This is a genomic window from Burkholderia pyrrocinia (genome assembly GCF_001028665.1).
GTDB classification, from domain to species: domain Bacteria; phylum Pseudomonadota; class Gammaproteobacteria; order Burkholderiales; family Burkholderiaceae; genus Burkholderia; species Burkholderia pyrrocinia.
Map to the genome: position 1 here is coordinate 964,077 of NZ_CP011504.1, position 26,243 is coordinate 990,319.

The 26,243-nt window shown below is 66.8% G+C and carries 23 protein-coding genes; all 23 read right to left on the bottom strand.

Annotation, left to right across the window (positions count from 1 at the left end; all coding sequences use genetic code 11):
• Window positions 1-66: 66 nt before the first annotated feature.
• The 23 genes from ABD05_RS20580 to ABD05_RS20690 all read right to left on the bottom strand — a co-directional run bounded on the left by ABD05_RS20580 (window position 67) and on the right by ABD05_RS20690 (window position 26,234).
• Window positions 67-1,311 carry an acyl-CoA dehydrogenase family protein gene (locus ABD05_RS20580; protein ID WP_047901962.1) on the bottom strand — a complete coding sequence of 415 codons (1,245 nt, stop codon included), beginning with the start codon at window positions 1,309-1,311 and terminating at the stop codon, window positions 67-69.
• A 33-nt stretch (window positions 1,312-1,344) separates the two neighbouring features.
• Entirely contained in the window at window positions 1,345-2,103 is a 759-nt protein-coding gene (locus tag ABD05_RS20585; protein WP_047901963.1) for an SDR family NAD(P)-dependent oxidoreductase, read from the bottom strand.
• Window positions 2,104-2,110: 7 nt separating this feature from the next.
• The gene (locus ABD05_RS20590; protein ID WP_047903689.1) at window positions 2,111-2,875 is read right to left on the bottom strand and encodes an SDR family oxidoreductase; all 765 of its coding nucleotides are present in this window, start codon (window positions 2,873-2,875) and stop codon (window positions 2,111-2,113) included.
• Window positions 2,876-2,951: 76 nt separating this feature from the next.
• On the bottom strand, window positions 2,952-3,983 hold the full coding sequence (locus ABD05_RS20595; RefSeq protein ID WP_047901964.1) for a phosphotransferase: 1,032 nt from the start codon (window positions 3,981-3,983) through the stop codon (window positions 2,952-2,954).
• A gap of 19 nt (window positions 3,984-4,002) precedes the next feature.
• On the bottom strand, window positions 4,003-4,677 hold the full coding sequence (locus tag ABD05_RS20600) for a histidine phosphatase family protein (protein ID WP_047901965.1): 675 nt from the start codon (window positions 4,675-4,677) through the stop codon (window positions 4,003-4,005).
• 142 nt (window positions 4,678-4,819) lie between these two features.
• A complete protein-coding gene (locus ABD05_RS20605) occupies window positions 4,820-5,833 on the bottom strand; it encodes a zinc-binding dehydrogenase (protein ID WP_238594178.1) in 1,014 nt (337 codons plus the stop codon).
• On the bottom strand, window positions 5,772-7,061 hold the full coding sequence (locus ABD05_RS20610) for an acyl-CoA dehydrogenase family protein (RefSeq protein ID WP_047901966.1): 1,290 nt from the start codon (window positions 7,059-7,061) through the stop codon (window positions 5,772-5,774). The genes ABD05_RS20605 and ABD05_RS20610 overlap by 62 nt, the downstream gene beginning before the upstream one ends.
• A 171-nt stretch (window positions 7,062-7,232) precedes the next feature.
• Complete coding sequence (locus ABD05_RS20615; RefSeq protein ID WP_172903022.1) at window positions 7,233-7,910, bottom strand: TetR/AcrR family transcriptional regulator; 678 nt, start codon at window positions 7,908-7,910, stop codon at window positions 7,233-7,235.
• A gap of 168 nt (window positions 7,911-8,078) precedes the next feature.
• Window positions 8,079-9,554, bottom strand: a complete 1,476-nt coding sequence (locus ABD05_RS20620) for an NAD(P)/FAD-dependent oxidoreductase (RefSeq protein WP_047901968.1) — start codon at window positions 9,552-9,554, stop codon at window positions 8,079-8,081.
• A gap of 11 nt (window positions 9,555-9,565) precedes the next feature.
• A complete protein-coding gene (locus ABD05_RS20625; protein ID WP_047901969.1) occupies window positions 9,566-10,807 on the bottom strand; it encodes a thiolase family protein in 1,242 nt (413 codons plus the stop codon).
• A 25-nt stretch (window positions 10,808-10,832) separates the two neighbouring features.
• Window positions 10,833-12,386 (bottom strand): AMP-binding protein, encoded by a 1,554-nt coding sequence (locus tag ABD05_RS20630; RefSeq protein WP_047901970.1) that lies wholly within the window; start codon window positions 12,384-12,386, stop codon window positions 10,833-10,835.
• A 42-nt stretch (window positions 12,387-12,428) separates the two neighbouring features.
• Window positions 12,429-13,562, bottom strand: coding sequence for a saccharopine dehydrogenase family protein (locus ABD05_RS20635; RefSeq protein WP_047901971.1), 1,134 nt, complete (start codon window positions 13,560-13,562; stop codon window positions 12,429-12,431).
• 176 nt (window positions 13,563-13,738) lie between these two features.
• On the bottom strand, window positions 13,739-14,410 hold the full coding sequence (locus ABD05_RS20640; protein ID WP_047901972.1) for a c-type cytochrome: 672 nt from the start codon (window positions 14,408-14,410) through the stop codon (window positions 13,739-13,741).
• Window positions 14,411-15,889: a flavin monoamine oxidase family protein gene (locus tag ABD05_RS20645; protein WP_047901973.1), complete on the bottom strand. Its 1,479-nt coding sequence runs from the start codon at window positions 15,887-15,889 to the stop codon at window positions 14,411-14,413.
• A gap of 42 nt (window positions 15,890-15,931) precedes the next feature.
• Window positions 15,932-16,900 carry a WD40/YVTN/BNR-like repeat-containing protein gene (locus ABD05_RS20650; protein ID WP_047901974.1) on the bottom strand — a complete coding sequence of 323 codons (969 nt, stop codon included), beginning with the start codon at window positions 16,898-16,900 and terminating at the stop codon, window positions 15,932-15,934.
• Between the two features lie 31 nt (window positions 16,901-16,931).
• Window positions 16,932-17,216, bottom strand: coding sequence for a hypothetical protein (locus tag ABD05_RS20655; protein WP_047901975.1), 285 nt, complete (start codon window positions 17,214-17,216; stop codon window positions 16,932-16,934).
• Between the two features lie 31 nt (window positions 17,217-17,247).
• Window positions 17,248-19,608: an efflux RND transporter permease subunit gene (locus tag ABD05_RS20660; RefSeq protein ID WP_047901976.1), complete on the bottom strand. Its 2,361-nt coding sequence runs from the start codon at window positions 19,606-19,608 to the stop codon at window positions 17,248-17,250.
• A gap of 68 nt (window positions 19,609-19,676) precedes the next feature.
• Entirely contained in the window at window positions 19,677-21,521 is a 1,845-nt protein-coding gene (locus ABD05_RS20665) for a DUF1302 domain-containing protein (RefSeq protein WP_047901977.1), read from the bottom strand.
• A gap of 78 nt (window positions 21,522-21,599) precedes the next feature.
• Window positions 21,600-22,964: a DUF1329 domain-containing protein gene (locus ABD05_RS20670; RefSeq protein ID WP_047901978.1), complete on the bottom strand. Its 1,365-nt coding sequence runs from the start codon at window positions 22,962-22,964 to the stop codon at window positions 21,600-21,602.
• Window positions 22,965-23,193: 229 nt separating this feature from the next.
• Entirely contained in the window at window positions 23,194-23,607 is a 414-nt protein-coding gene (locus ABD05_RS20675; protein ID WP_047901979.1) for a RidA family protein, read from the bottom strand.
• A gap of 17 nt (window positions 23,608-23,624) precedes the next feature.
• Window positions 23,625-24,458 (bottom strand): phytanoyl-CoA dioxygenase family protein, encoded by an 834-nt coding sequence (locus ABD05_RS20680; RefSeq protein WP_047901980.1) that lies wholly within the window; start codon window positions 24,456-24,458, stop codon window positions 23,625-23,627.
• A 403-nt stretch (window positions 24,459-24,861) separates the two neighbouring features.
• On the bottom strand, window positions 24,862-25,539 hold the full coding sequence (locus ABD05_RS20685; RefSeq protein WP_047901981.1) for a hypothetical protein: 678 nt from the start codon (window positions 25,537-25,539) through the stop codon (window positions 24,862-24,864).
• Window positions 25,540-25,574: 35 nt separating this feature from the next.
• Window positions 25,575-26,234 (bottom strand): c-type cytochrome, encoded by a 660-nt coding sequence (locus ABD05_RS20690; protein ID WP_047901982.1) that lies wholly within the window; start codon window positions 26,232-26,234, stop codon window positions 25,575-25,577.
• Between the last annotated feature and the right edge of the window lie 9 nt (window positions 26,235-26,243).

A 26,243-nucleotide genomic window follows, 5' to 3' on the forward strand; every position in this document is an offset into this window, starting at 1 on the left:
GCCTCTCGTTCGTCCATGCCGGCGCCGCGGGCTGCACCAGGCGCGCTGCGCATCCCGGCGCGCCGCTCAACCGCGCAGCGGCGGGGTCAAGTAAGGCGCGGTCGAGCCGGGCTCGCCGTCCTTGATCTCCATCCGCGCGATCGCCTGCAGGTGCACCTCGTCCGGGCCGTCGGCGAAGCGCAGCGCGCGGCCCCAGGTCCACAGATCGGCGAGCGGCGTATCGGGGCTCAACCCCGCTGCGCCGAACACCTGCATCGCGCGGTCGCAGACGTCCGTATACACGGTCGGCACGAGCGCCTTGATCATCGAGATTTCCTTGCGCGCGGCCTTCGCGCCGACCTTGTCGATCATCCACGCGGCCTTCAGCACCAGCAGGCGCGCCTGGTCGATCTCGATGCGCGAGCGCGCGATCCATTCGCCGACCGTGCCGTGCCGGTTCAACGGCTTGCCGAACGCGACGCGCGACTGCGCGCGGTCGACCATCAGCTCCAGCGCGAGTTCGGCCGCGCCGATCGATCGCATGCAGTGGTGGATGCGGCCCGGCCCGAGGCGTGCCTGCGCGAGCGCGAAGCCGCTGCCCTCCGCGCCGAGCAGGTTGCGCGCCGGCACGCGCACGTTGTCGAACGTGATCTCGCAGTGCCCTTCCGGCGCATGGTGATTGACCACCGTGATGTTGCGCACGATCGTCACGCCCGGCGTGTCGCGCGGCACGAGGATCATGCTCTGCTGCTGGTGCGACTCGGCATCGGGATCGGTCTTGCCCATCACGATGAAGATCTTGCAGTTCGGATGCGCGGCGTTCGTGATGAACCACTTGCGGCCGTTGATCACGTACTCGTCGCCCACGCGCTCGATGCGCGTCGTGATGTTCGTCGCATCCGACGACGCCACGTCGGGCTCCGTCATCGCGAACGCCGAACGGATCTCGCCGCGCAGCAGCGGCAGCAGCCACTGTTCGCGCTGCTCGGGCGTCGCGAACATGTGCAGCAGCTCCATGTTCCCCGTGTCCGGCGCATTGCAGTTGAACACCTCCGACGCCCAGCTCACGCGCCCCATGATCTCGGCGAGCGGCGCGTATTCGAGGTTCGTCAGGCCCGTGCCGGGCTCGTCGTCCTTCAGGTGCGGCAGGAACAGGTTCCACAGCCCCTCCGCCTTCGCGCGTTCCTTCAGTTCCTCCATGAACGACACGGGATACTGGCCCGCATGCACTTCCTCGTTCCACTGGCGGATGCGCGGCACGATGTGCGCGTCCATGAACGCGCTTACGCGCTCGCGCAGTTCTTCCACTTTCGGGGTGTAGCCAAAGTCCATGATCGACTCCTCGAGATTCCGTGTTCGGTTCGGTCAGAAGGCCGAGACACCGCCGTCGACGGCGACGGCCTGCCCGGTCAGGTAAGTGTTTTCCTTCGCGCACAGCGTCAGCATCGTCGCGACGATTTCGTCGGGCCGGCCGAGCCGCTTCATCGGCGAGCCCTGCGCGAGAAAATCCTGGCGGTCGCCGATATCGCTGTCGGTGACCATCGGCGTCGTGCTGTAGAACGGGCACACCGCGTTCACGCGGATGCCGTGGCGCGCGTATTCGAGCGCGGCCGTCTTCGTGAGCCCGACCACCGCATGCTTCGACGCCGCGTACGCGGCCAGCTTCGGCGCGCCGCCGAGCCCGGCCATCGACGCGACGTTCAGGATCACGCCTTCGCGCTGCGCGAGCATCTGGCGGATCTGGTGCTTCATCCCGAAGAACACGCCCTTCGCGTTCACCGCGAAGCTCAGGTCGAGATCGGCTTCGTCGGTGTCGATCAGCGCCTTCATCGGCGGCGCGATGCCCGCGTTGTTGATGCCGACGTCGAGCCGCCCGAAGCGCGCGGCGGCTGCGTGCACCAACGACGCGACGTCAGCCTCGACACGCACGTCGCAGCGCTGCGCGATCACGTCGGCGCCGGCCGCGCGCAGCGGCGCGGCCACGTGTTCGAGCGCGTCGCCGTTCAGGTCGCCGAGCGCCAGCCGCGCGCCCATCGCGGCCAGCTCGCTCGCGAGCAACGCGCCGAAGCCGCTCGCGGCGCCGGTGATCATCACGGCCTGCCCGGCGTAGCTGTCGAGTTTCATCGTGCGCTCAGATCGTCAGGCCGCCATCGACGACGATGCATTCGCCGTTCGTGTAGCTCGCCGCGTCCGACACGAGATACAGCACGGTGCCGGCCATTTCGCGCGGCTCCGCGTGGCGGCGCAGCGGGATCTTCGCCATCCAGTTCTCGTAGATGTCCTTGTCGGCGAACAGCGCGCCCGCGAACTTCGTCTTCGTCAGGCCCGGCAGCAGCGCGTTCACGCGGATGCCGAGCGGCCCGCATTCCTTCGCGAACGCCTTGGTCATGTTGACGACGGCCGCCTTCGTGATCGAGTAGATGCCCTGACGGTCGCCCGGCTGCAGCGCGTTCACCGATGCCGTGTTGACGATCGCGCCGCCGCCGTGTGTCTTCATCAGCTTGCCGGCCTCGACCGACATGAAGAAGTAGCCGCGGATGTTCACGTCGACGGTCTTCTCGTACGCGGCGAGATCGGTATCGAGGATGTGCCCGAAATACGGGTTCGCGGCCGCGTTGTTCACGAGGATGTCGAGCCGCCCGTGCTTGCCGCGGATGTGCTCGAACGTCGCGGCGATATCTTCCAGCCGCCCGACGTGGCAGGCCAGCGCCTCGGCGCGGCCGCCCGCCGCGACGATCGCGTCGGCCACCGCCTGGCAGTCGTCGAGCTTGCGGCTCGACACGATCACGTGTGCGCCCTGCTCTGCAAGCAGCTTCGCGATTTCCTCGCCGATGCCGCGGCTCGCGCCCGTCACCAGTGCGATCTTGCCGGTCAGGTCGAACAGATTCGTTGCCATGTCGTTGTGCTCCTCCATTGATGGTTTGTCGTGTCGCCGCTCTGCGATCCCGGCGATGTCAGCGATTTCAGCGATTTCAGCGATGCGCGTCGATCACGCTCACGGCCAGTTCGGCCAGCCGGCCGGCCATTGCGCCGACGCGCAGCGCCTGCTCGCTCGACGCGTTGCCCTGCAGCGCTCGCGCCTTCACGCCTTGCGCGATCGCCGCGAGGCGGAAGAAACTGAACGCGAGGTAGAAATGCCAGTCGCGGATCGGCTCGATCCCGCGCAATTCGCAATAGCGCGCGACGATCGCCGCTTCATCCGGTACGCCGAGTTCGGCGCGATCCAGACCCGCGATCCCGCGCACCTGCCCGCCGGACGGCAGCCGCAGGCACATGCAGAAATACGCGAGATCGGCGAGCGGATTGCCGAGCGTCGACAGCTCCCAATCGAGCACGGCCTGCACGCGATAGCCGTCGCGCGCGAACATCAGGTTGTCGATCCGGAAATCGCCGTGCACCAGCGCCGGCCGGCCCGTGTCCTCGGGGCACGCCTTTGGCAGCCAGTCGATCAGCGTCTCCATCGCGTCGAGGCGCTCCGTTTCCGCCGCGCGATACTGCTTCGTCCACACGCCGATCTGGCGCTCGAAGTAGTTGCCGGGGCGGCCGTAGTCGGCGAGGCCCACCACGTCGACATCGACGTCGTGCAACGCGGCCATCGTCTGCAGCAACGCGTCGTAGCACGCCGCGCGATCGGCCTTCGGCAGTTCCGGCAGCGCGGGATCCCAGAAGATCCGGCCGTCCTCGAAGCTCATCACGTAGAACATGCTGCCGATCACGTCGCGGTCGACGCACAGGTGATACGGACGCGCGACCGGCACCGCGGTGCCCGACAGCGCGGTCAGCACGCGGAATTCGCGGTCGACCGCGTGCGCGGATTTCAGCAGTTCGCCCGGGGGCTGGCGGCGCAGCACATAGCGGCCGCTCTTCGCGTGCAGCAGGAAAGTCGGGTTCGACTGGCCGCCGGCAAACTTCTCCGTGTCGACCGGGCCTTCGAAACCCGGCACGTGCGCTTCCAGATAGCGCGTGAGGCGGGCTACGTCGAGTTGCTGGGAAGGGTTCGTCATCGTCGCGATCGTTCGTGGGTCAGCCGTAGGTTCGAAGCGCGTGTCGTTCGGGATCCTCCAGATGCGGGATGCCGTTGAACGACGCGAGGTGGAACGCATCGGCGTTGAAGAAAAACTGCGAAAGACTGCTGTTGCGGATCTGCAGGTTCAGCGCGATCGCGCTCGACGGGGGTGCCGCGAGCACCTGCTGCACGGTGACCGCGATCGGGCCGCCGGAGCTCACCGCGAGCACGCGCTGGCCGCCGCCGTGGCGGATCGCGGCGCGCGCCTCGGCGACGCGCTGCTGGAAGTGCGCCCAGCTCTCGGGGGCCGCATCGCCGAGCTTGTCCTCGGACCACAGCTGAAGCACCTGCCGGAGCGCACGGAAATGTTCCTTCATCGATCCGGCCGCGAGCCGCGCGATCTCCGGATAGTCGCCGGCGGCCGCCGCGAACAGCCCGTGGAAGTCGTATTCGTTCAGGCCCGGATGGCGGTCGACCGGCACGCCTGCGCGGCCCATCCCGCGCAGGATCGCGTCGACCGTCTGCGCGTGGCGGTTCAGCGTGCCGCAGATCACGCGGTCGAACGCCAGACCCTGCCGCGCGAAGTATTCGCCGAGCCAGACGCCCTGCTGCTCGCCGGCCGCGGAAAGGCGGTCGTAGTCGTCCGTGCCGAACGACGCCTGCCCGTGCCGTACCAGAAAGAGTTCAGCCATCGCATGCCCGCCAGATCAGAAGGATTCAGCATAGCCAGCGGGTGTACATTTTTAAACTTTATTTTCTGAATCTTCGGGTATTCACCCTGTGAATTCCTTCCCCGGGCCGCGGGCGCCCGGGGATATGGCAAGCGCCGGCCGGTCACGCGGAATGCGTGACGCTTCCGTCGACGGCCGCCTGCAGCGATCGTTCCGCCGCGGGCGTCACCAGCACGATCTTGCCGATATGGCGGCCCGAATCCATCAGCTCGTGCGCGGCGCGCGCATCGCGAAAATCGAACAGCCGGTAGACCTGCGGCTTGACGGCCCCTTGCCGGATCAGCGGCCACACGGCCTCTTCGAGCTCGCGAATGAGCTGCGCCTTCTCCGCGTAGGTGCGCGAGCGCAGCGTCGAGCCGATGTGCGTGAGCCGCTTCGTCAGCATCGGAAACAGGTCGAGCTCCTTCGCGGGGCCTTTGATCACGCCGATCTGCACGATGCGGCCGTTGATCGCGGCCGCCGCGAAATTGCGTGCGACGTAGTCGCCGGCGATGATGTCGACGATCACGTCGACGCCCTTGCCGCCCGTGAAGCGCGCGACCTCCTCGACGAAATCCTCGCTGCGGTAGTCGATCGCGAGATCCGCGCCGAGCCGCATGCTCGCGTCGCGCTGCGCGTCCGAACCGACGGTCGTGATGATCGTCGACGCGCCGAACGCCTTCGCCAGCATCGTCGCCGTCGTGCCGATCCCCGATGCGCCGCCGTGGATCAGCACGCTTTCGCCGGCTTTGAACTCACCGCGCTGGAACAGGTTCAGCCAGACCGTCATGAAGGTCTCCGGCAGCGCCGCCGCTTCGGCCATGCCGAGGCCGTCGGGAATCGCGAGCGTGTTGCTCTCGTTCGCCACCGCGTATTCCGCGTAGCCGCCGCCCGGAATCAGTGCGCCGACGCGGTCGCCAACGACGAACCGCGTGACGTCGCGCCCGACCGCAACGATGTCGCCGGCGATCTCGCGGCCGCCGCACTGCTGAAGGACGTGGGGAACTGACGCCGCGCGCACCGCGCCCCGGCGGCGTTCTGCCGGGAGTGCGGCCGCATGGCGGCATCGCGCCGCGTTACTCGCGCGTCCAGCCGTTCTGATAGAGCTGCCCGGCCAGCACGCCGAGGCGCGACGCAAGCACGTAGTTCTCGCCGTCCTCGATCAGCGCCGAGCGCACGTCGCGGAACAGCTTTTCGATCGGGAACTCGCGCGTGGTGCCGTTCCCACCGAACAGCTGGAACGCCTCGTGCGTGATCTTCATCGCTTCCTCGGTCACGCTCACCTTCGCCTGCGCGGTCGCATACGGATGGCTCTGCGGCGACAGGCGCGAGAACGCGAGGCTGCGGCGCGCGATCGCACGCGCCATCTCCAGCCGGCGCAGCATCTCGCCGATGCGCAGGTGCGTCATCTGGTGATCCATCAGCAGCGCGCCGCCCTGCTTGCGCTCGTGGCAATACGCGAGCGCCAGTTCGAACGCGGCGCGCGCGACGCCGACGAACACCTGGCACATGTGCGTGCCGGCGTACGACCACGTCGACGCGAGGTTGCCGAGATAGTCGTCCTTCAGCGCGACCGCGAAGCGCTTCGGCACCTTCACGTTGTCGAAATAGATCTCGCCCTGCGGCAGCGCGCGCTGGCCGATCTTGTCGAGCGGCTTGCCGCGCGACACGCCCGGCAGATCGAGCGGCAGGATCATCGCAATGCCGTTCGTGAATGCGCTGCGCTCGCCTTCGCCGTAGAACCCGTCGCCGTAGTCGGCCGCCATGTACGCGAGCGCGACCTGCGCGACCGACCCGTTCGAGATCCACGCCGAACTCTGCCCGTTGATGACGATTTCATCGGCGCCGACCTTCGCGGACACGTTGCCCACCGGCTGCCTGCCGTTCGCGCTGAGTTCCTGCCGATACAGGATGGCCGCGTCCGACCCGCGATCGGGCTGCGTGTTCATCCAGCAGCCGACCTTGCCCGCGCACATCTCGATCAGTTCCTGATTGCCGACCGTCTGCGCCATCATCAGCGGCATCGTCGCGGCGCCGATCGACACGGCGAGGCCCGAATCGCCCCAGCCGAGTTCCTCGCCGATCAGCGACTCGATGCGCACGGCCGTCTCCGGCGGAAACTGCGCGATCAGTTGCGGATCGAGCCCGAGCTTCGCACTCTCGACGATCGCGGCCCAGTACGGCGAGCCGGGCGCGATCACCTCGTCCGGCGTCATCCGGTCGAGCTCGCGGCCGATCGGCCGCAACACGTCGCGCGCAAAGCGGTGAACCGTGTGCTGGATTGCGCTTTCCTCTTCGCTCAGCGGCGTCTCGAAGCCGGTCATGCCGACCAGCGGCAGCGCCGCGGACTTGTTCAGACGAATCATCTCCGTTCTCCTCCTGGACTCGAATCATGTCGACCAGGCAGCGAACGCGCCCGGCCATCCCACTTCTAGTAACACATACCAAACATAGGTCATCATGACAAACACAGGAAGCAAAAAAAAGACAGGGTATTCCCCTGTCTTCTCTCGCGTGTCGGCTGTGAGGTCCGGCCGCTATTTGCCTGCGGGTACTGTCAGCGTGCCGTATGCGAGCGCGCGAGACGTCGCCGCGAAATATGCGTCGAGCGCCTGCGTGTGCCGCCCGGTGCCGTACTGCATCGCGAAGCCATCCGCCAGTGCGATGAGCATCGTCGCCGCATGCCGGCTGTCGGCCGCGCTGAACGCGGGATTGACGGCGCGCAGCAGTTGCGCGAGATCATGCGTCAGCGTCGCATACCATTCGTCGTAGAGCTTGAAGCACTCGGGATCGGTCGCCGCGAACGACAGGAAATGCCGGAACAGTGCGTTGTACTTGGCATCCTTCGCATCGCGGATCGAGCGCTCCACGATCTCCTCGAACACGTCGCGCGGCGACGCGTCGCTGCTGAGCGCGCGCTTCATGTCGTCCAGGTACGTGTCGATGACCGGCTCGATGACGGCCCGCAACACGGCGATCCGGGTCGGGAAGTAGTACTGCAGATTGCTGACGCTGATGCCTGCCGCCGCGGCAACCGCGCGCTGCGAGAATTCCAGCGGGCCGCCTTCCAGCAGCAGCTTCCGCGCGACGCGAATAATCGTGTTGCGGGTGCGCAGGCCTTGCGCCCGCAAACCGTCCGGGTTGCTTGCCGCTGCGGTGGTGGCAGTCGAAGTGCGCCGCTTTTTGCCGCTGCGCTGCTCGTTGGGCACTGTCATCGTGTTCGTCGTGAAGGTGGCGTTTCGGCTTCGTCGAATTGACGCTCCGTACCTTACGGAGCGCCAACGACTATACCCGATGCGAGCCTCATTTTCCATCGAGCCGCCCGTCGCCGGGGCGGTCCGGCCAGATGCACGTTTCAGCGTCGTGACGATCGCGTGCTATCGCTACCTCTGCCGCGCCTTGCGGTTCACGCGTTCGTCGAGCAGGTTTGCGACGCCGAGCATCGCATTCATCGCGCACCATCGCAGCGGCTCCGGCGGCACCGACGGCGTCTTGTGCGTCAGCGCCTCGAGCAGCGGCGATTGCTCGCCCTGGATCCGCTCGGCCAGCACGCGCCCGATCAGCGACTGCGTGCCCACGCCATGCCCCGAGCATCCGGCCGTATAAAACACGTTCCGGTGCGCGCCGGCCGCGCCGACCACCGGCAACGCGTCGCCGGCGAACGAGATATAGCCGCTCCAGCACGCGCGCACCGGCACGTTGCCCAGTTGCGGAAAGCGCGCGTGCAGCGCCTTCACGAGCGCGCGATACGCGTCGTCGTCCGGCACGTTCGGCGTCTGCGAACCGTAGACGTAATGCAGCCGCTTGGTCGTCAGCAGCAGCGTGTTGCGGGCGGTGAGGCGATGGCTCTCCATCGTCAGGTGCGACGTGACGATGCCCTCGCGGCGCGGCCAGCCGAGCGCCGCGAGTTGCGCATCGGACAGCGGCTCGGTTTCGAGCGCCGACACGCGCAACGGCATCACCTTGTCGCCGAGCAGGCCGAGCTGCGGCGTGTAGGCGTTGGTGGCAAGCACCAGCACCGGCGCACTCGCGCTGCCGCGTGCCGTGCGCACGCGCACCGTCTCGCCTTCGTCGAAATCGAGCAGCGCGGTGTTCTCGTAGAGTTTCACGCCGGCTGCGAGCGCCGCGCGCCGCAACCCCGTCACATACTTGCCGGGATCGAGCGTGCCGCCGCCCGGCACATACGCACCGAACAGGAAGGCCGGCGGAATCCCGCGCGCGCGCATCGCCGCGCCATCGAGAAACTGCGCGGGCGAGCCGAGTTCGATGCCGGTTTCCATGCTCTCGCGCAACCGTTTCTCCTGCGACGGATGCACGCCCGCGCGGATGATGCCCGACGCGCGGTAGTCGCAGTCGATCGCGTATTCGGCGAGCTTGCGCTCGACGTAGGCCACGCCTTCGTCGTAGAAGCCGACGATCTGCCTTGCCTGTTCGCGCCCGACGCGCTTGAGGAACAGCTCGTACTCGAGCCCCTGGCCGCCGGCGAGATAACCGGCGTTGCGCCCGCTCGCGCCGAAGCCCGCGAACTCGCGTTCGAGCACGACGACGCTCGCGCCGCGCGCAGCCAGTTCCAGCGCGGTGGACAAGCCCGCAAAACCGGCGCCGACGACGATCACGTCCGCGCGGACGTCGCCTTCGAGCTGCGGCTGCGCGTGATCCGGCGGCTCGATCCATCCGCCGACGGGACGATACTTCTGCAACGCGGCGTCGGCGCGGATTTCCTCGCCCCAGCGCGCCAGCGGCCCGGCCGCGTCCGCGCCCACCGCCTGCATCGACGCCGCCGCGCCGACGCCGTCCGGCGCGCGCCGCGCCGCCTGTCCTGCCTGCCCGAGCGCCATCGCGCCGTGTGCGTCGCTCATGTCCGCCTCCGTCAGTCCCTGCTGAGAATGTGAATCGCCAGCGCCGCTTCCTCGACGCCCTGCAATCCGCCGCCGTTTTCCTGGATCGCATGGCGCGCGCCCTGCACCTGGCGCCCGCCCGCCTCGCCGCGCAACTGCGTGACCAGCTCGTACAGCTGCCCGATGCCGGTCGCGCCGAGCGGATGGCCCTTCGATTCGAGGCCGCCCGACGTGTTGATCGGGATCCGCCCGCCGAGCGTGAATTCGCCCCGCTCGGCAGCCGGGCCGCCTTCGCCGAACGGCACGAAGCCGAGGTTCTCGGCCTGGATGATTTCGCCCATCGCCGACGCGTCGTGCACTTCGGCGACGTCCATGTCCTCCGGCCCCACGCCGGCCTGCTCGTAGGCCTGCAACGCGGCGAGCCGGCCGATGTGCTTGTGCGGCTCGTCGATGCGCCGGCGCGTGAAGCTGCGCAGCACGCTGGCGGCGATCCGGATGCAGCGGCTGCGATCGGCGCCGATGCGCGCCAGCCCTTCGTCGGTGCAGAGGATCGCGGCTGCCGCGCCGTCCGACAGCGGTGCGCACATCGGCAGCGTGATCGGATACGTGATCGGCGCCGCCGCCAGCACCTCGTCGATCGTGAACGGCTGGCGGAACTGCGAATACGGGTTGTGCACCGAATGCCCGTGGTTCTTCGCCGACACGGCGGCGATCTGCCGCTGCGTGGTGCCGTACGTGCGCATGTGATGCCGGCACAGCGCCGCGTAGATCTTCATGAAACGGCTGTACGGCCGGTCGGATTCCGAGCCGGGCGGCGGCTCGATCCCTTCGCCGAGCTGCGCGAGCGTCGCGAAGTTCTCGTCGATGCGCGACACGTCCCAGCCGGCCTCGAACAGCGCGAACGATTTCGCCTTGTCCGCGACGTTCATCTTTTCCGCGCCGAGCGCAAGCGCGACGTCGCATGCGCCCGACTGAAGCTGCCGCACGGCCAGGTGCACGGCCGTACTGCCGGACGCGCACGCATTCTCGACGTTGAACACCGGAATGCCTTCGAGGCCGATCTTGCTGAACACGACCTGACCGGGAATCGACAGCTGCCCCTGCAGCGCGCCATTGGTGATACCCGCGTAGAACGCCGCGCGGATCGCATCGGCATGACAGCCCGCGTCGCGCAACGCACGCTGCAGCGCCTCGCGCGCCAGGTCGTCGAGACTACGGTCGAGGTGCCGGCCGAACACGGTCATCGCGATACCGGCAATGTAGATGTTGCTCATCGTCTGGAATCCATATGAAGGAGGCTCATATCCTGCGTTGCTGGCCCTGCCAGTACTGTTCGCGCAGGTCCTTCTTCAGCACCTTGCCGGCCGTGCTGCGCGGCAGCGCGGCGACGAAGTCCACGCTCTTCGGCGCCTTCACCGAGCCGAGCTTCTCCTTGCACAGCGCGACGAGTTCGTCCGCGCTCACGTGCTGGCCGGCATTGAGCTCGACGACGGCCTTCACGGCCTCGCCCCACTTGTCGTCGGGCACGCCGATCACCGCGCAGTCCTGCACCGCCGGGTGCGCCCAGATCACCTGCTCGACCTCGCTCGGATAGACGTTGAAGCCGCCGCTGATGATCATGTCCTTCTTGCGGTCGGTGATGTGCAGATAGCCTTCGGTATCGAGATGACCGATGTCGCCGGTGTGCAGCCAGCCGTCGACGATCGTCTCGGCCGTCTTGTTCGGCGCGTTGTAGTACCCCTTCATCACGAGATCGCCGCGCACGCAGATCTCGCCGGTCTCGCCCTGCTTCAGCGCGTCGCCGCGATCGTCGACGATCTCGACGCGCACCAGCGGGTTCGGGCGGCCGACCGACGACAGCCGCTCGTCCGGCGCGAGCCGGCCGTCGACAAAGTGCTCGGCCGGCGTCAGGTACGAGATCGACGCGGGGGCCTCGGTCTGCCCGTAGCCGCCCGTCATCACCGGCCCGAATACGTCGATCGCACGCTTGAGCTTCTCGACCGACATCGGCGCCGCACCGTAAAGGAAGTAGCGCAGCGACGAGAAATCGACCTTGTCGATGCCGGGAATATCGAGCAGCCTGTAGATCACGGTCGGCGGCAGGAAGAACTCGGTCACGCGATGCGTCACGATCGCATCAAGCAGCAGCGCCGGATCAGGCTTCGGCAGCACGACCACCGTGCCGCCACGCGCGGTGCATGGCAACGACAACATGCCGGCCGTGTGCGTCATCGGCGCCGCGGCGAGATTCACCGGGCGTTCGTTTCCGTACGACATTGCGATCATGAACTGTGCGAAGTACGTCTGCAGCGAACGGTGCGTGTTCATCACGCCCTTCGGCGCACCGGTCGTGCCGCCCGTCGCCGACAATGCAACGACGTCATCCATTGCGTAATCCACCGCCGGTGGCGTCGACGGCTGGGCTCCGCTCCAGGTGGCCAGCGACGGCGCCCACGGCAGGTCGGCGTCGAGGCACACCCACAGCCGGACCTTCGGCAGGCTCGGCCGCAACGCGTCGATCGATGATGCGAACGCCTGGTGAAAGAACAGCACTTCGCAGTCGAACGCTTCGAGCACGTACTGATTCTCGGCCGGCGCGTTGCGACCGTTCACCGGTATATACGCGAGCCCGGCCCGCCACATCCCGAGCGCGCAGCTCCAGCCGATCACGTCGTTGTCCGCCCACACAGCCGCCTTCGTCTCCTTCGCGAAGCCGGCGGCAAGAAGTCCGTTGGCGATGCGGCACGACAGCTCGCCGATCTCCTGGAACGTATAGCTGCGGTCGCCCTGGATATACGCAACGCCGTCGGGATTGCTGCGCCACCCGCGGTCGTAGAAATCGATAATGGCCATTTCACAGGTTCCGTTGAGTCTGTACCGGTACGGCTGCGGTCGTCACAGTTGCGTGACCGTGGCGCGCGCGAGCCCGCGTTGTTCAAGAAAGCCGAGCAGGTAGCGATGGCCGAACGCCTTCGAACCCGATGCGAAGCCGACCTTCGCGGTATCGCCATCCAGGAGCTTGATGGCGCCCGCTGCATGCAATGCACCGGTCGCGATGTACGGCGTGATGCCATGCAGCGTCGCGCGGACTGCGTTAAGGTGGCCACGACCGATCGCGAAGTCGACCGTGCGATGAAGCGACGTACGCTCGCGCGGTGGCATCGACGGCGTCGTCGAATCCACGATCTGCTTCAGCACCGCGTCCTGCTGTTCGCGCGGCAAGTGCTTGTACTCCGCATCCCATTTTTGGCCGAGCGCATGCACCATCTGCATCGCGTTGTTATCGTAGAAACCGACGGACGAGATACAGCTGCGCACACGCGCGTCATGCTCGAAGTACACCGGCAGGGACGTGCCGCCCCACGGCAGCGAGAACACCGGCTGAATGAAATCCGGGGAGACGATGCTGAACGAAGCGTGCTGTTCGTGCGGCACCAGCTGCTTTTCCCACAGATAGCAGGCTTCCTGTCGATACCCTTCGAAGATGGTTGCCGTCGAACCGACGCTTACGCCGGCGCCTGCGCCCCGCGGGCCGCGCGTAAGCGTTGCGGTTTCCAGCGCATCGATGCCCGGCGTCTCGAGTGCCAGCTCCGCGGCAATTTCCGCGAACGAGTACATGTACGCAACCGAAGGGGACAGCAGCAGCCCTGCCTGCCGATACAGTTCGCCGAACTGTTCTCGGACCTGGCGGATATAGTGCTGTTCGCCCGTGGTGTCGAGGTAATGACAACCTGCCTTGAGCGCTGCTTCGACAGACACCAAACCGAAATTGAAGAACGGTCCGACCGTGTTGCATACGACCTTTGCGCCACGGAATGCGTTGACGAGGGAATCGACGCTGTGATCCGCCTCGATGATCTCGAAGTTCGCCGATTCAAGGCGCACGACGCGCTGCGCCATCATTTCCTTCGCGCGGCCCGCGTTGCGCGCGACCGCGGTGAACGGGATGTTCTGGTCGATCAGCCAGTCCATGATCAACATGCCGGTGTAACCGCTTGCGCCATAAACGACGACGGGGTGCTTAGCCATGGTTGTCTCCTGAAACGTACGTTGTTCAAAATCGATTCGGCCGAACGCCGGGTACTGCCGCTTCACATCCGGGGGGTGTTTCTTTTGTAGAACACATTACCAATCTTAGGTCACTATGACAAAGTAAACGGCAAAGAAAAAGGCAGGGTATTCCCGGTCCTGTCGCGCGACGCGCATCATCGGGCCGCACCGCCCGGCGACAGGCCGGCCAGGTAGTGCGCGACTGCCCGCGTGTCGTCGCCCGACAGCGTCGCGGCGACGCCGTTCATCGCACCGCCCGGATCGTGGCGCTGGCCCGACCGGAACGCCGCGAGCTGCGCTTCCAGGTAAAGCTGCCCCTGGCCCGCGAGCCGCGGCGCCTGGTCCTTGCCCGTCAGCGCCGCGCCGTGGCACGCCTGGCAGCTTCTGGCCGCCACCAGCGCCATCCCGCGCTTGTCGAGCGCGGCGTCGGCCGGCACGGCTTCGTTGCGCGCCGGCGCCTGCCGTGCGAAATAGGTCGCCAGCGCGTCGATCTTCGCGTCGTCGAGTTCGCGCGCGAGCGGCCCCATATACGCGTTGCCGCGCCGGTCGCTAGCGAATGCGCGTAGTTGCGCGGCGATATACGTGGCCGGCTGCCCGGACAGCGACGGATACCACGCGTTCTGCGACTGGCCGCGCACGCCGTGGCAGAAGAAGCACGTCTCCTGCGGCTGCGGCCACGCGCCGCTGTTGGCCTTGTCCATATCGCCGATCGCGGCCATCGCCTTCTGGTAACGCATGCCGTCGACGAGGTCGGGCCCGAACAGCACGCCTGCCGCCACCACACCGGCTACCGCAAGCGCGGCGCCGATCGTCAGTGTCCGTTTCATTCACGCCTCCCCGCCGCGGCCGGCCAGTTTGCCGAGCGCCTGCAGCGCCGCGCGATGCCCGGAGCGCACCGCGCCATCCATCGCGCCGGGCCAGAGGTCGGCCGTCTCGGTGCCCGACCAGATCAGCCGGCCGACCTCGGGACGCAGGAACTTGCCCCACTTCGTCCAGAAGCCGGGCGGCAGCGGATGGATGCATTGCAGCGTCCACGGATCGACGCGGCCCCAGTCGTAGTCGTGAAACTGCGTCGGATGCAGCGCCTTGTCGCCGAACGCCCGCGCGAAGATGGCCGACAGCATCTGTTCAGCGGCCTTCGATTCGGCCGGCAGCGCGCCCGGCGCGACGAACGCGCTCAGCACGCCGACCGAACCGTCCGGCGGCGAGTTGTCGTACGCCATGAAGACCGGCCCGCCGACCTCGAAGATCTGCCCGTTGTAGCCGTCGTCGCGCCAGAACGGACGCTCGTACACATGCACCGTCTTGCGCATCGGCGCGTTCGCCGGCCAGTTCCGGTGCAACTGCGCGCGACCGTCCGGCAGCGGCGGATCGAACACGATCTGGTTGCACAGCGCCGGATTGAGCGCAACGACTACGCGCCGTGCGCGGATCACGCCGCGATCGGTCTGCACGTCGACCACCTCGCGATCCCATCCCGATATCTTGCGCACCGGGCAGGACAGTTGCACCTTCGCGCCGAGTTCGTTCGCCATCCTGATGCTCAATACCTGCGAGCCGCCGACGAAGCGCGTTTCCTGCGCGCCGCCCTTGATCGATTCGAGTTTCGCGTAATCGCAGTCGGCGCTGTTGATCATCGACAGGTAGTGCAGCAGCCCGAGCTGCGCCGGTGCGCCGCCGAGCGACAGCTTGGCCGCGACGCCGAGGAAGTAGCCGTCCTCGTAGGTCACGCCCTGCTTGAGCAGCCAGTCGCCGTAGGTCAGCTTGTCGAGTTCCGCCGCATGCCGTGCGGTCCAGGGCTCGCGGGACGGCACGCCGCGCGCGAGCGCGCCGAGCTTAGTGCCGATCGCGTCGTCGCCGCCCGAGCCGCCGTGAAGATCCTGTGCGACGCGCGCGTCGCCGGCCAGCACGACCGTCTTGCCCGCATACCAGGTCGGGAACGTATCGACGCCGAGTTCGCGCGCGAGATCGGCGATCGCCGTTTGCCCGGGGCCGATCCACTGGCCACCGGCTTCGGACACGACGCCATGCCCGAGGTCATGGTTGAAGGTCCGGCCGCCGACGCGATCGCGCGCCTCGAGCACGACGAACGATTCGCAACCGGCGCGCTTCAGGTCGCGTGCGGCGGTCAACCCGGCGAGCCCGGCCCCGATGATGACGACATCGAACACGCCACGCTCCGCCGAAGCCGGCGCCGTGCTTGCCGCGAACGACATGTCTCCGGCCGCGAGCGACGCGGCGCCCGCGGCCGCGACGCGCAGTACCTGACGCCGGGCCCGCGGGTCCGGCTTGTGCTTGCGATTCATCTTGGGTGCTCCATCCTTCCTGGCTTTTTTAGTGGATTCAACTCACGGCGCAGCCAGCACGCCGTCCTGCGAAAACAGGATCGGCTTGCCGCGCGCATCGATCAGCGCCGCGGTGAGCGTCGCGCGATCTGTGCGCTGCGCGACGTCGAACGGGCCGCCGGCCACGCGCTGCGTCAGCACGAGGCCGTCCAGCCCGACGCCGGTCAGCCCGCCGCCGGTCGCGACGAGATCGGTGATCGAACTACGCGTGCCGGTGTGCTGCGCCACCCACGTCGCGCCGCCGTCGCGGCTCTCGAACAGGCTACCGAGCAGCCCGCCGACCACGATCCGGCCGTCCGGCATCGCGACGCCCGACCACAACGTGCCCTTGCCGCCGGTCGGCAGATAGGTCCAGTTCGCACCGCCGTCGGCCGACTTGAGCACCATCCCCTGTTCGGACACGATGTAAAGCGCCTGCGCGGCGTCGGCGAACACGTGATAGAGATTGCGGTCGGCCTTGCCGCCGCCCGGTGGCTTCGGCAGCGTCGTGCGCGCCCACGTCTTGCCGCCGTCGTGCGTCTGCAGCATCAGCGACCACAGGCCGACGGCAATGCCGTCCCGCGCGTTCGTGAACAGCACCGAGAACAGCGGTTGGTCGACCGACGTATCGAGCCGCTGCGTGACCCACGTGTCGCCGCCGTCGTCGGTCGCGAGAATCCCGCCCCACTGGCCGACGGCCCAGCCGTGCTTCGCATCCGCGAACGACACGGCCGACAGCGTCGCCGCTACCGGCACGCGTTGCGCCTGCCGCCAGGTCTTGCCGTCGTCGTCGGACAGCAGCACGATGCCGTGCTCGCCGACCGCGACGATCCGCGATCCGGCGCGCGTCGCATCCATCAGCATCCGGTGCGTCGGCGCGGCCCAGGCATGCGCGGGTTTCGCGGCCCAGGCCGCAACCGTTCCGTCCTGCGGTTGCGCGAAGGCCGCCGCGGCGGCGCAGAGCGCGGTACAGGCAACGAGCGTCTTGATCATGGAAGAACCTCCGTAGTGGTATGCGCCGGCATCAGTGGCTGAACAGCACCGACCAGCCGGCATGCGCGACGCCGAGCGCGACGACGGCGGGCTTGTCGGCACCCTGCGCGGCCGCCGCCTGCCGTCCGGCGTCGCCGTCGTTGGACGACGGGGCCATAGCCGGTTCGTCGACCGCGACGTGGCGCACACTGACGCGTTGCGCGTCGGTCGCGAACGTGCGGGCCGGCGCGGGTTGTTGCGCAACCGTTTCATGGAAGCGTGCGAAGCCTGTCGCCACGAGGCAAAGTGCGCCGCAAACAGCAAAGGTCTTGACCATGACTGGATCTCCGTCGGGATGTGCGTCTACTTCAGTGGCTGAACAGGCCTGGTGCGCGGGCCGGCTTGCGGCGCGGGAACCAGCGTTCGAGCAGCGACGCGAGCGCGGGCAGCGCGGTCATCGCCATCACCAGGTTCACGATGAACATGAACGCGAGCAGCTTGCCCATGTCGGCCTGGAACTTGAGCGCCGAGAAGCTCCACGTCGCGACGCCGATCGCCAGCGTGATCGCGGTGAAGATCGTGGCCACGCCCACTTCGAGCATCGCGTGCTGCACGGCCTTCACGATGTCCTGCCCGCCCGCGAGATGCACCTGCAGCCGGTTGTAGATGTAGAACGCGTAATCGACACCGATGCCTACCGCCAGCACCATCACCGGCAACGTCGCGACCGTCAGCCCGATCTGCAACTCCTTCATGAACCAGTAGCCGATGAAGGTCGCGACCGACAGCGGCACGCAGCACGCGAGCATCGCGCGCCAGTCGCGGTAGGCGAGGAACACGAGCACCAGGATCGCCGCATACACGTAGAGCATCATCGGCAGCTCGCTCTTCTCGACTTCGTCGTTGGTCGCGGCGAGCACGCCCGCGTTGCCCGCGGCCAGCCGCACCGTGATGCCCGGGAACGGATGCGACGCGCGGTATTGCTTCACGTCGTCGAGGATGCGGTTGATCATCGTCGCCTTGTGATCGGTCAGGAACAGATGTACGGCCGTCATCCCGCAGTCGCGGCTCATGAAGCCCTTCAAGCGCGACACGTCGACCGACACCGCGCCGTAGTTCTCGGCAGCGATCGGCACAACGTTCATCTTCGGGAAATCCTCGTTGTAGCCCTGGTTGTACGCGCGCAGCATCGCCGAGTACGATTGCACCGACACGACGCCCGGCTCGGTCTTCATCGCGGCCGAAAAGTCGTCCTCGTACAGGCCGACCGCCGGGTTGTCGCAGGCCTTGCCGTTCGACTCGATCGCAACGGTGAGCCAGTCGAGGCCCATGTCGTAGTTGCCGGCAATCGACGTCGCGTCGCGGTTGAATCGCGCGTCCGCACGCAGTTCCGGCGCGCCCGGCTGCAGCGTGCCGATCACGCGATCGCGGCTTTGCCACGCGGCGAGCGCGAAGATCGCCACCGTCAGCGCGACGGTGATGCCCGCGTACTTCGGCTCCGCCACGCGGGCGAGCACGCGCAGCGGCTTCGCACGCTGCTGCGCGCGCTTCAGCGAATTGTCCGCATAGGTTTTCGTGAAGTTGAAGCACGATGCCGCGACGGGCAGCAGGATCAGGTTCGTCACGATCTTGTACGCGACGCCGAGCGACGCGGTAATCGCCAGCTCGCGCACCATCGGGATCGGGATCAGCAGCAGCGTGATGAACGACACGAACGCGGTGATCAGCGCGAGCACGCCGGGGATCAAGAGGCCGCTGAAGCTGTGGCGCGCCGCATCGAACGAACTCTGCCCGTGCGCGATCTCGCGGACGATGAAGTTCACCTGCTGCACGCCATGCGACACGCCGATCGCGAACACGAGGAACGGCACGAGCACCGCGAGCGGATCGAGGCCGAAGCCGAGCAGCTTCAACGTGCCGAACTGCCACACGAGCGACGTGAGCGAGCACGCGACCAGCAGCACCGTGAAGCGCACCGAATGGCAGTACCAGTACACCGCGAGCGTGGTCAGCAGCAGCGCGACCGCGCAGAAGCCGAGCACGGCCGTCGCGCCGTCGGCGATATCGCCGATCTGCTTCGCGAAACCGATGATCTGGATCTCGTAGCCGGCATCCTCGAACGGCTTGCGGATCTTGTCTTCGAGCAGGTGATTGAACGCCACGTAGTCGAGCACCTTGCCGGCGCTGTCACGCTCGTTCAGCTCGGCCGTGATCATCGCGCTGTCCTCGCCGTGCGACACGAGCGTGCCGACGTAGCCGCCGAGCGTCGTCGCGCGGCGCACGCGCGCCACGATGTCGGACGTCAACTGGTCGGGCGTGACCGTGCCCGGAATGATCGGCTCCGCGCGAAACCCTTCGTCGGTCACTTCGTTGACGAACGCGTTCGGCGTCCACAACGAACGCACGCCGATCCGGTCGACGTTCGGCAGGTACGTGACGGCCTGCGTGACGTCGTACAGCCGCGTCAGCCCCTGCTTCGACCAGATCGAGCCGTGCTTCGCGCGCACGACCACCGTGATCCGGTTCGCGCCGAGCAGGTCGTTCCGGTATTGCTGGAACGTGCGGATGTACTCGTGCCCGATCGGCATCTGCTTTTCGAAGCCGGCGTCCATGCGCAGTTGCACGGCGAACACGGCCATCGCGACGGTGAACAACGCGATCGCCGCGAGCACGATCGCGCGGTGACCGAAGAAAAGCCTTTCCAGGCGACTGACCAGACGATTGAGCACGACGTTACCCCTTCATGTATTCCGGTGGCGTACGCCACCTGCCACCTGCCGCTTGCCACCCGCCGCCGTCAGAAATTCCGCGTGACGAACAAGCCGACGAAATTGCGGTCCGCGTAAGGCTGGCCCACCGTGTTGTGGCCGCCCCAGAACGAAGTGAAGTTGATGCCGGCCTGCCAGTTCGGCGGGTTCTGGTTGAACAGCACGTAGACGTTCACCGACTTCGCGCCCTGCATGTAATTCGCGGTGAAGGTCGGCGTGTAGCCGTACAGGCCGGTGCTGAACGTCACGCCAGGCGTGACCTGCCAGCCGGGGATCAGCGAGCCGTCGTAGGTCCAGTTGAAGTCGATCGTCGCGCCCACCGAGCTCGAGGTGCCCTGGCCCATCCCGATCGGATAGCCGGCCGCCGACCCGTTGTTCAGCCACGGCAGGTAGCCGGCCTGCGGTACCTGCGTGACGGTCTGGCCGTCGATCGTGCGCGTGACGCCGCTGGATTTCAGGCCCGGGTAGTAGATCCACGTCAGCTCCCAGGTCAGCGCGGCCGAATCGGCGCCGAGCAGCTTCAGGAACGGGTATTCGCTGCGCGTCAGCGCAAGCAGCCCGTTGATGTCGTACTGGAATTTCTTCTTGTCGGCCCATTGCTGGCAGTTGATGCCCGCCACGCCGTTCGTGTTCAGGTCGAGCGGGCCGCCTGCGCCGTAGCAGCTCGACAGCGCGACCGCGTCGCGCGGCCGGTACGACAGCTCGGTGCCGATCGCCCACGGGCCGAGCCCGAAGTTCGCGCTGACGCCGAACAGTTGACGCCGGCCGAGATACGACCATTGCACGGTCCCGTTCGCGAGCGACGCGAGCACCGGCGACTTGTCCGTGTAGTTCAGGTAGTAGAACGCGAAGTTCGCGTCGAACGAGCGCGGCGAGTAGTTGAACTTCACGCCGAACTGCGGCCGGTATTTCGCCGGCAGGTTCGTCGTGCTCGGCAGGCCGATGTCGTTGAACGGCGGCCCTGCGTACGTGCCGTTCACGAGCCCGTTCTTGATTGCGTTGAGCGTGTCCTGGTTGCCGGCGGCGCCCGGCCCGCCGATCGCGTTGGCGATCGTGCCCGCGCTCGGGCCGGTCACGTTCAGGTTGTTCGTGTTGATCGTGAACGGCTCCGCACCGCGGCCGAAGCCGTTCGTCACCGACCAGTACGAACCGACCGGCGGGTAGCGATTGCCGTTCCACTGGAACTGGTAATACGCCTCGGTGCTGAACCCGTGCGACAGGTCGGCAGCGAGGCTCGCCATCGGCGCCGGCAGCAGCGCCTGCTTGAGCTGCGAACCGGGAATCAGCAACTTCTGCACGTCGATCGAGTTGGTCGCGTTGATACCGCTCTGCGCGAACATGCTCTCGCCCCAGTTGATCACCTGGTTGCCGAGCCGCACGTGCGCGTTGCGCCCGCCGATCGTGAAATCCTTCTGCGCCCACAGGTCGAGCAGTTGCGCGTTGTACACCACCTGCGCGGCCGCGGTGCTCGACAACGGCGTGCGGTTCGTGTTCTTGGCCATGAAGTCGTACATGCCCGTGCCGCGCACCATGAACTTCAGCCCTTCGCTCGGCATCTTCAGCAGCAGCTCGCTGGTCGCGCTGATGTAGGTGCTGAACGGCTGGCCCTTGCGGTAGTTCAGGTCACCGTTGTCCGCGTAGCCCCACTGGTTGGTGTTCGCGCCCGCGCCGCAGCCGAAGGCGTTCGGGTCGCCGGTGAGCGAGCAACTCGGGTTTTTGGTGCGAATACCGGCGCCGGCCGTCAGGTTCGACACCCACGAGCCCTGCAGTGCCCCGCCTCCCATCGTGAAATCGTACGCATAGGCGCTCGACGTCGCAGCCCCCGCCATTGCAATCGAGATCGTAGCATTCCTTACTAATCTTGCCGATTCCATGATCCACCTCCGCCCCTGTTCGATGCCGGCGCACGATCGTTGCGCGCGCCGGTCCTTGTATCCGTCAGCCGGTGACCGTCACCGTTCGCTGACCGAGCGCAGCGATTCCGCCGTGTAGAAGTCCGACTTGAAGCGCGGGTCGTCCGGCTGCTCGAGCCAGCGAATGTCCTTGCCCTGACCGATCGACGACGCGTCGAACACGTATCGGCCGTTGATCATGTCGTACTGCGCGAGCGGTTCGTTGTCGCAGGTGCCGCCGAGCTCCCACACGGGAATCGGGTAGCTTTCCCGCACCTTCCACAGCTTGCCCTGCGCGTCGTAGTCCTCGCCGACGAGCGCGAGCCAGCTGTCTTCGTCGAGATAGAACACCTTCTTCGACGCGACGTGCCGCGCGCTCGGCTTCAGCGTCGCTTCGACCGCCCACACGCGATGCGTCTCGTAACGGCGGTTCGCAGCGGCGAGGCCGTCGGGGGTCGCGACGTCATGCAGCTTGCTCTTGAACCGGTACATGCCGAACGCGTTGTACGGGACGATCATTTCCTTCTTGCCGACCAGCTTCCAGTTGAACCGGTCGAGCGAGCCGTTGAACATGTTCGCCTCGTCGATCAGGTACTGGTTCTCGAACCCGATCAACGGTGCGTCGTGCGTATAGGCCGGCATGCGTCGCACGCGCCGCTGGCCCGGGAAGTAGTAGTAGGTTTCCGAGTCCTTGTTGAAGTACTGCCGCTGGACGAAGGCCTGACCGGCGAGCGCGGCGGGCGAATTCATCTGGAAGTAGACGGCCGCGCTCAACTGGTCGACATCCTGCGGCGAGCGCTTGCCGAGCTTGGCGGACGGAAAGTAGAACGTCTGCGGGCCGACCGCGTCGATCCAGTCGCTGCCGCCCGGACGCGGCGAAATGGCCGTGGCAACCTGCGCCCATTCGACGCCTTCGCCGCGATAGCGCATCTCGTAGTTCAGGATCGCTTCCACGCCGCTCTTCGGCTGCGGGAACGGCACGCCCGGCAACGCGGCCGATGCGAGGTTCTCGCCGGTCGAATCCAGCTTCGCGGCCGTGAGGTTCGCCTTCGAGTTCTGCTCGGCGGCGTCCGGCAGTTGACATTCGCGATGGGACGGGTAGACGTCCATCCGGTAGCCCTTCTTCTGCTTGATCAGCGCGACCTGCCCGGGCGACAGCTTGTCCGCGTACTTGTCGACGTTTGCGGCATCGATCGAGTAGAGCGGTTTCTCGTTGCGGTGCTTCCAGAAATCGGCGCGCACCTTGCCCCACTCCCAGCCCGCATCGGGCGACTGCTTGCCGGCATAGGCCGGCACCACGCCGTCCTTGCTCGCCGCTCGATCGGCGCCGGCCGGTGTCAGGTCGTCCGCCGCGACGGCCGTGCCGATCGCGAGACATGCAGCGGCCGCGATCGCGGACACGGCCCAGAAACTATGCTTCTTCATCACGGTTCTCCTTCCCACTCCGCCTTCGTTCGCCCGCCGTGGGCGAAACGCGTTCACTCCGACCGCTTTCGTCGACCGACGATTGCGTCGCTCCTTGATCGCGGCCGGCCGGGGTTCCGGCCGGCCGCCTGCCGCTTGCATTGCCTTCTTCGATTCGCTCGTGCCTTTCCGTCAGGACTGCGATTCATCTGGAACGCGAACCCGTCCTGAAATTCGTCGCTGCCGCCCGTCAGTCCTTGCCGGAACCGGCCACCGCTACCGCGCGGACCTCCACGCACAGGCCCGGCAGCGCCAGCTGCGTCACGCCGACCGCGGTCCAGGACGGATAGCGGTTCGGGAAATACTCGTCCTTCACTGCGGCGAAACCCTCGGTCTCGCGCTGCAGATCCGTGTGGAACGTCGTCAGTTCGACGACGTCGGCGAGGCTCGCGCCTGCCTCCTCGAGGATCATCTTCAGGCACTCGAACGCGATCCGCGCCTGCGCCTGCACGCCGTCCGCCGGCTGCATCTGCGCGTCGAGGCCGACCTGGCCCGAGACCCAGATCGTGTCGCCGACACGCGTCGCCGGCGAGAAGTGGTACGCGTCGTACCACGGCTGGAATGCGGGCGGAACGATCGATTGCCGCTTGGGGGTAGCTGCCATGATGGAAATCTCCTGGCTCAGACGAGTTGACGGAAACACGGTGCGCGGAACGGATCGCCTGCCTTCAACGCGGCGAGTTCCTCGACGAACAGCACGCCGGCGGGCGTGAAGCCCGAGCGGCTTTCATCGGGCAGCGGGCTGAACACCGCGTCGTCGCCGAAGAAGCGCAGCACCAGCGTGTGGCGATCGGGCAAATCCGCATCGACCGCGCCGCCGCCGTGCAGCACGCCCGGATGGAGCAGCAGCACGTCGCCCGGCTTCGTTTCCCACGAGACGATGTCGTATGCGCCCGGCGCCGCGCGGCGTTCGGCTTCGATGTTCGGCAGGCGCGGCCACACGTCGCCGCCATGGAGCGGGTCGGTCGGGTCGTCGGCGTTCTGGAACGTGGTGCCGTCGTGGCGCACGCCGTGATGCGAACCGCGCACGATCTCCAGCGCATTGCGCTTCGGCACGGCCTCGAAGCTGATCCATGCGTTGCCGAAGTGCATCCCTTGCCAAGGCAGGTACGACGTGTCCTGGTGCCACGGCGAGCGCGCGCTCTTGCCGCCGCCCTTCATGAACAGCTCCTCCGCGAAGTACCACACGTGCTTAGAGCCCCACAGGTCGGCGAACAACTGCCCGAACGGCAGCGTGCCGACGAGTTCGTCGAGCCGGGCCTTCGCATACGGGTTCGCGTTGTCGTTGTGCGACTTGTACTCGGTGCCGTCGAGCAGCGTCGTCGCCATCGGGCCCGGGTTCTCCATCCCCCAGTCGAACACCGCACGGCATTGCGCCAATTGTTCGTCGTCGAGCACGCCTTCGACGAGCACCGCACCATCCTCGAAGAAAGCCCTGCGTTTGGATGCATCCATCGTAGATCTCCTGATTCGTCCAACGATAGCCGGCGATCAACCTCGACTGCCGACCTCTTCAGTAGAACATGGTGACAATGTTAGGTCATCATGACAAAAATAAAATAAAGAAATAGGCGGGGTATTCCCTGTTTTGTCTGCATGATCGAACGCGCATCGCGACGGGCCGCCGGCTCGTCATGACAATCGGCTTTCGGCCTTCATACAAGCTTGCGACGAAGCGCGGCCGGCACTTGGTCGCAACGTCATCCGCGCACGCGGCCGCAGGCCTCTTCTCCGCGAAGATCGCGCGCGGCGCCACTGCGCCCGAGTCAGGCGGGTCGCTTCCGTCAGCACGCTCCGCCACCGCCTCGGCCAGCCGATTCCGATTCGTGAATCCCGACCTGTTTTTCAGTACAGCTACTCATTTCGGATACGACAACACGCCCGCGCCGTCACGGCTTCGCCCCTGTTCCCGCTCCAGCGCGCAATACGCGTAATAGATCACGACCGTGAAGTACGACCATGTGAGCAGCGCGAGCACGTAAAAATTGAACACGACATTGGTCTCGTCGCCCGGTATCTTGTAGAAGTCGTAGATGCACGCGATCGCCAGCGACGCGGCGAGCGCGACGAGCGTCGTCAGCGCATGGAACGCGTGCCCGGCGCGCAGCAGCCGCATCACGAAGCCGGCGAGATAGATCGCGAGCAACGTCCACATCGTCACGTAGAAATACGGCAGCGGGCCTTTCAGGAAATCGGCCGTTACCAGCGCGATCGTTCCGGCGGTCGCGAGCACGAACAGCAGCACGTCCTGCCACACCGACGGCCGGTAGCCGTGCGTGACGGTCATCAGGCCCGCGACGGCGATGACCGGCATCCCGAACCCCCGCGAGAATGCATCGAGAAAGTGCGAAATGCCGTACGACACCGGGGATTCCGTCGCGAAAAAGATCAGCGCGTTGGTCGCGGAGATCGTGACGATCCACCATTCGAAGCCGAGCAGGAAGTTGCGCTTGCGGACGAACTTGAAGCCGTAGATGCCAGTCGTCATCGCAAGCGTCGCGCTGGCAAGACAAAGAGCAAGTGATCTGTGATCCATGGTGAGAACTCCGGAGGTCGATTGCTTTCGATGATTCACTGTTTGCCGGGGCCGACGCTCGCGAGATAGGTCGCGACCGCCGCGCGATCGTCCGCCGACATTGCCCGCGCGACGCGCTGCATCGTGCCCGTGGCCTCGCTGCGCGAGCCGTTCGCGAACGCGTCGAGCTGCGCGAGCAGGTAGTCGTAGCCCTGCCCGGCCAGGCGCGGAAACTGCGCCTGCCCGGTCAGCCGCGCGCCGTGACAGGCAGCACACGCGCCGCCCGCCACCAGCTGCTCGCCCTTCGCGCGCAGTCGCGCATCCGGTTTGAAATAGCGGTTGTCCGCCGGCGCCTGTTTCGCGTAGTAACCGGCCAGATGCGCGATCTCCGCTTCGCTCATGGTCATCGCGAGCGGGCCCATCGTCGGGTTCGCCCGTTGCCCGCTCGCGAACGCGCGCAACTGCGCGGCGACGTATTGGGCCGGCTGGCCGGCGAGGCTCGGATACGCCTGGCTGAGCGACGTGCCCTTCACGCCGTGGCAGCCCATGCACGCGTCGGTCACGCGCGGCCACGGGCCGCCGTCGGCGTCGTCGGCTTGCGCCGTCGTATCGATATGGCGCTGCAGGCGATAGAAGCCGAGCAGCGTCGGGCCGTAGAGGGCCAGCAGCGCGCCAGCCACCACGAGCGCCGCGAGCAGCAGCATGCGTTTCTTCATCTCCGCTCT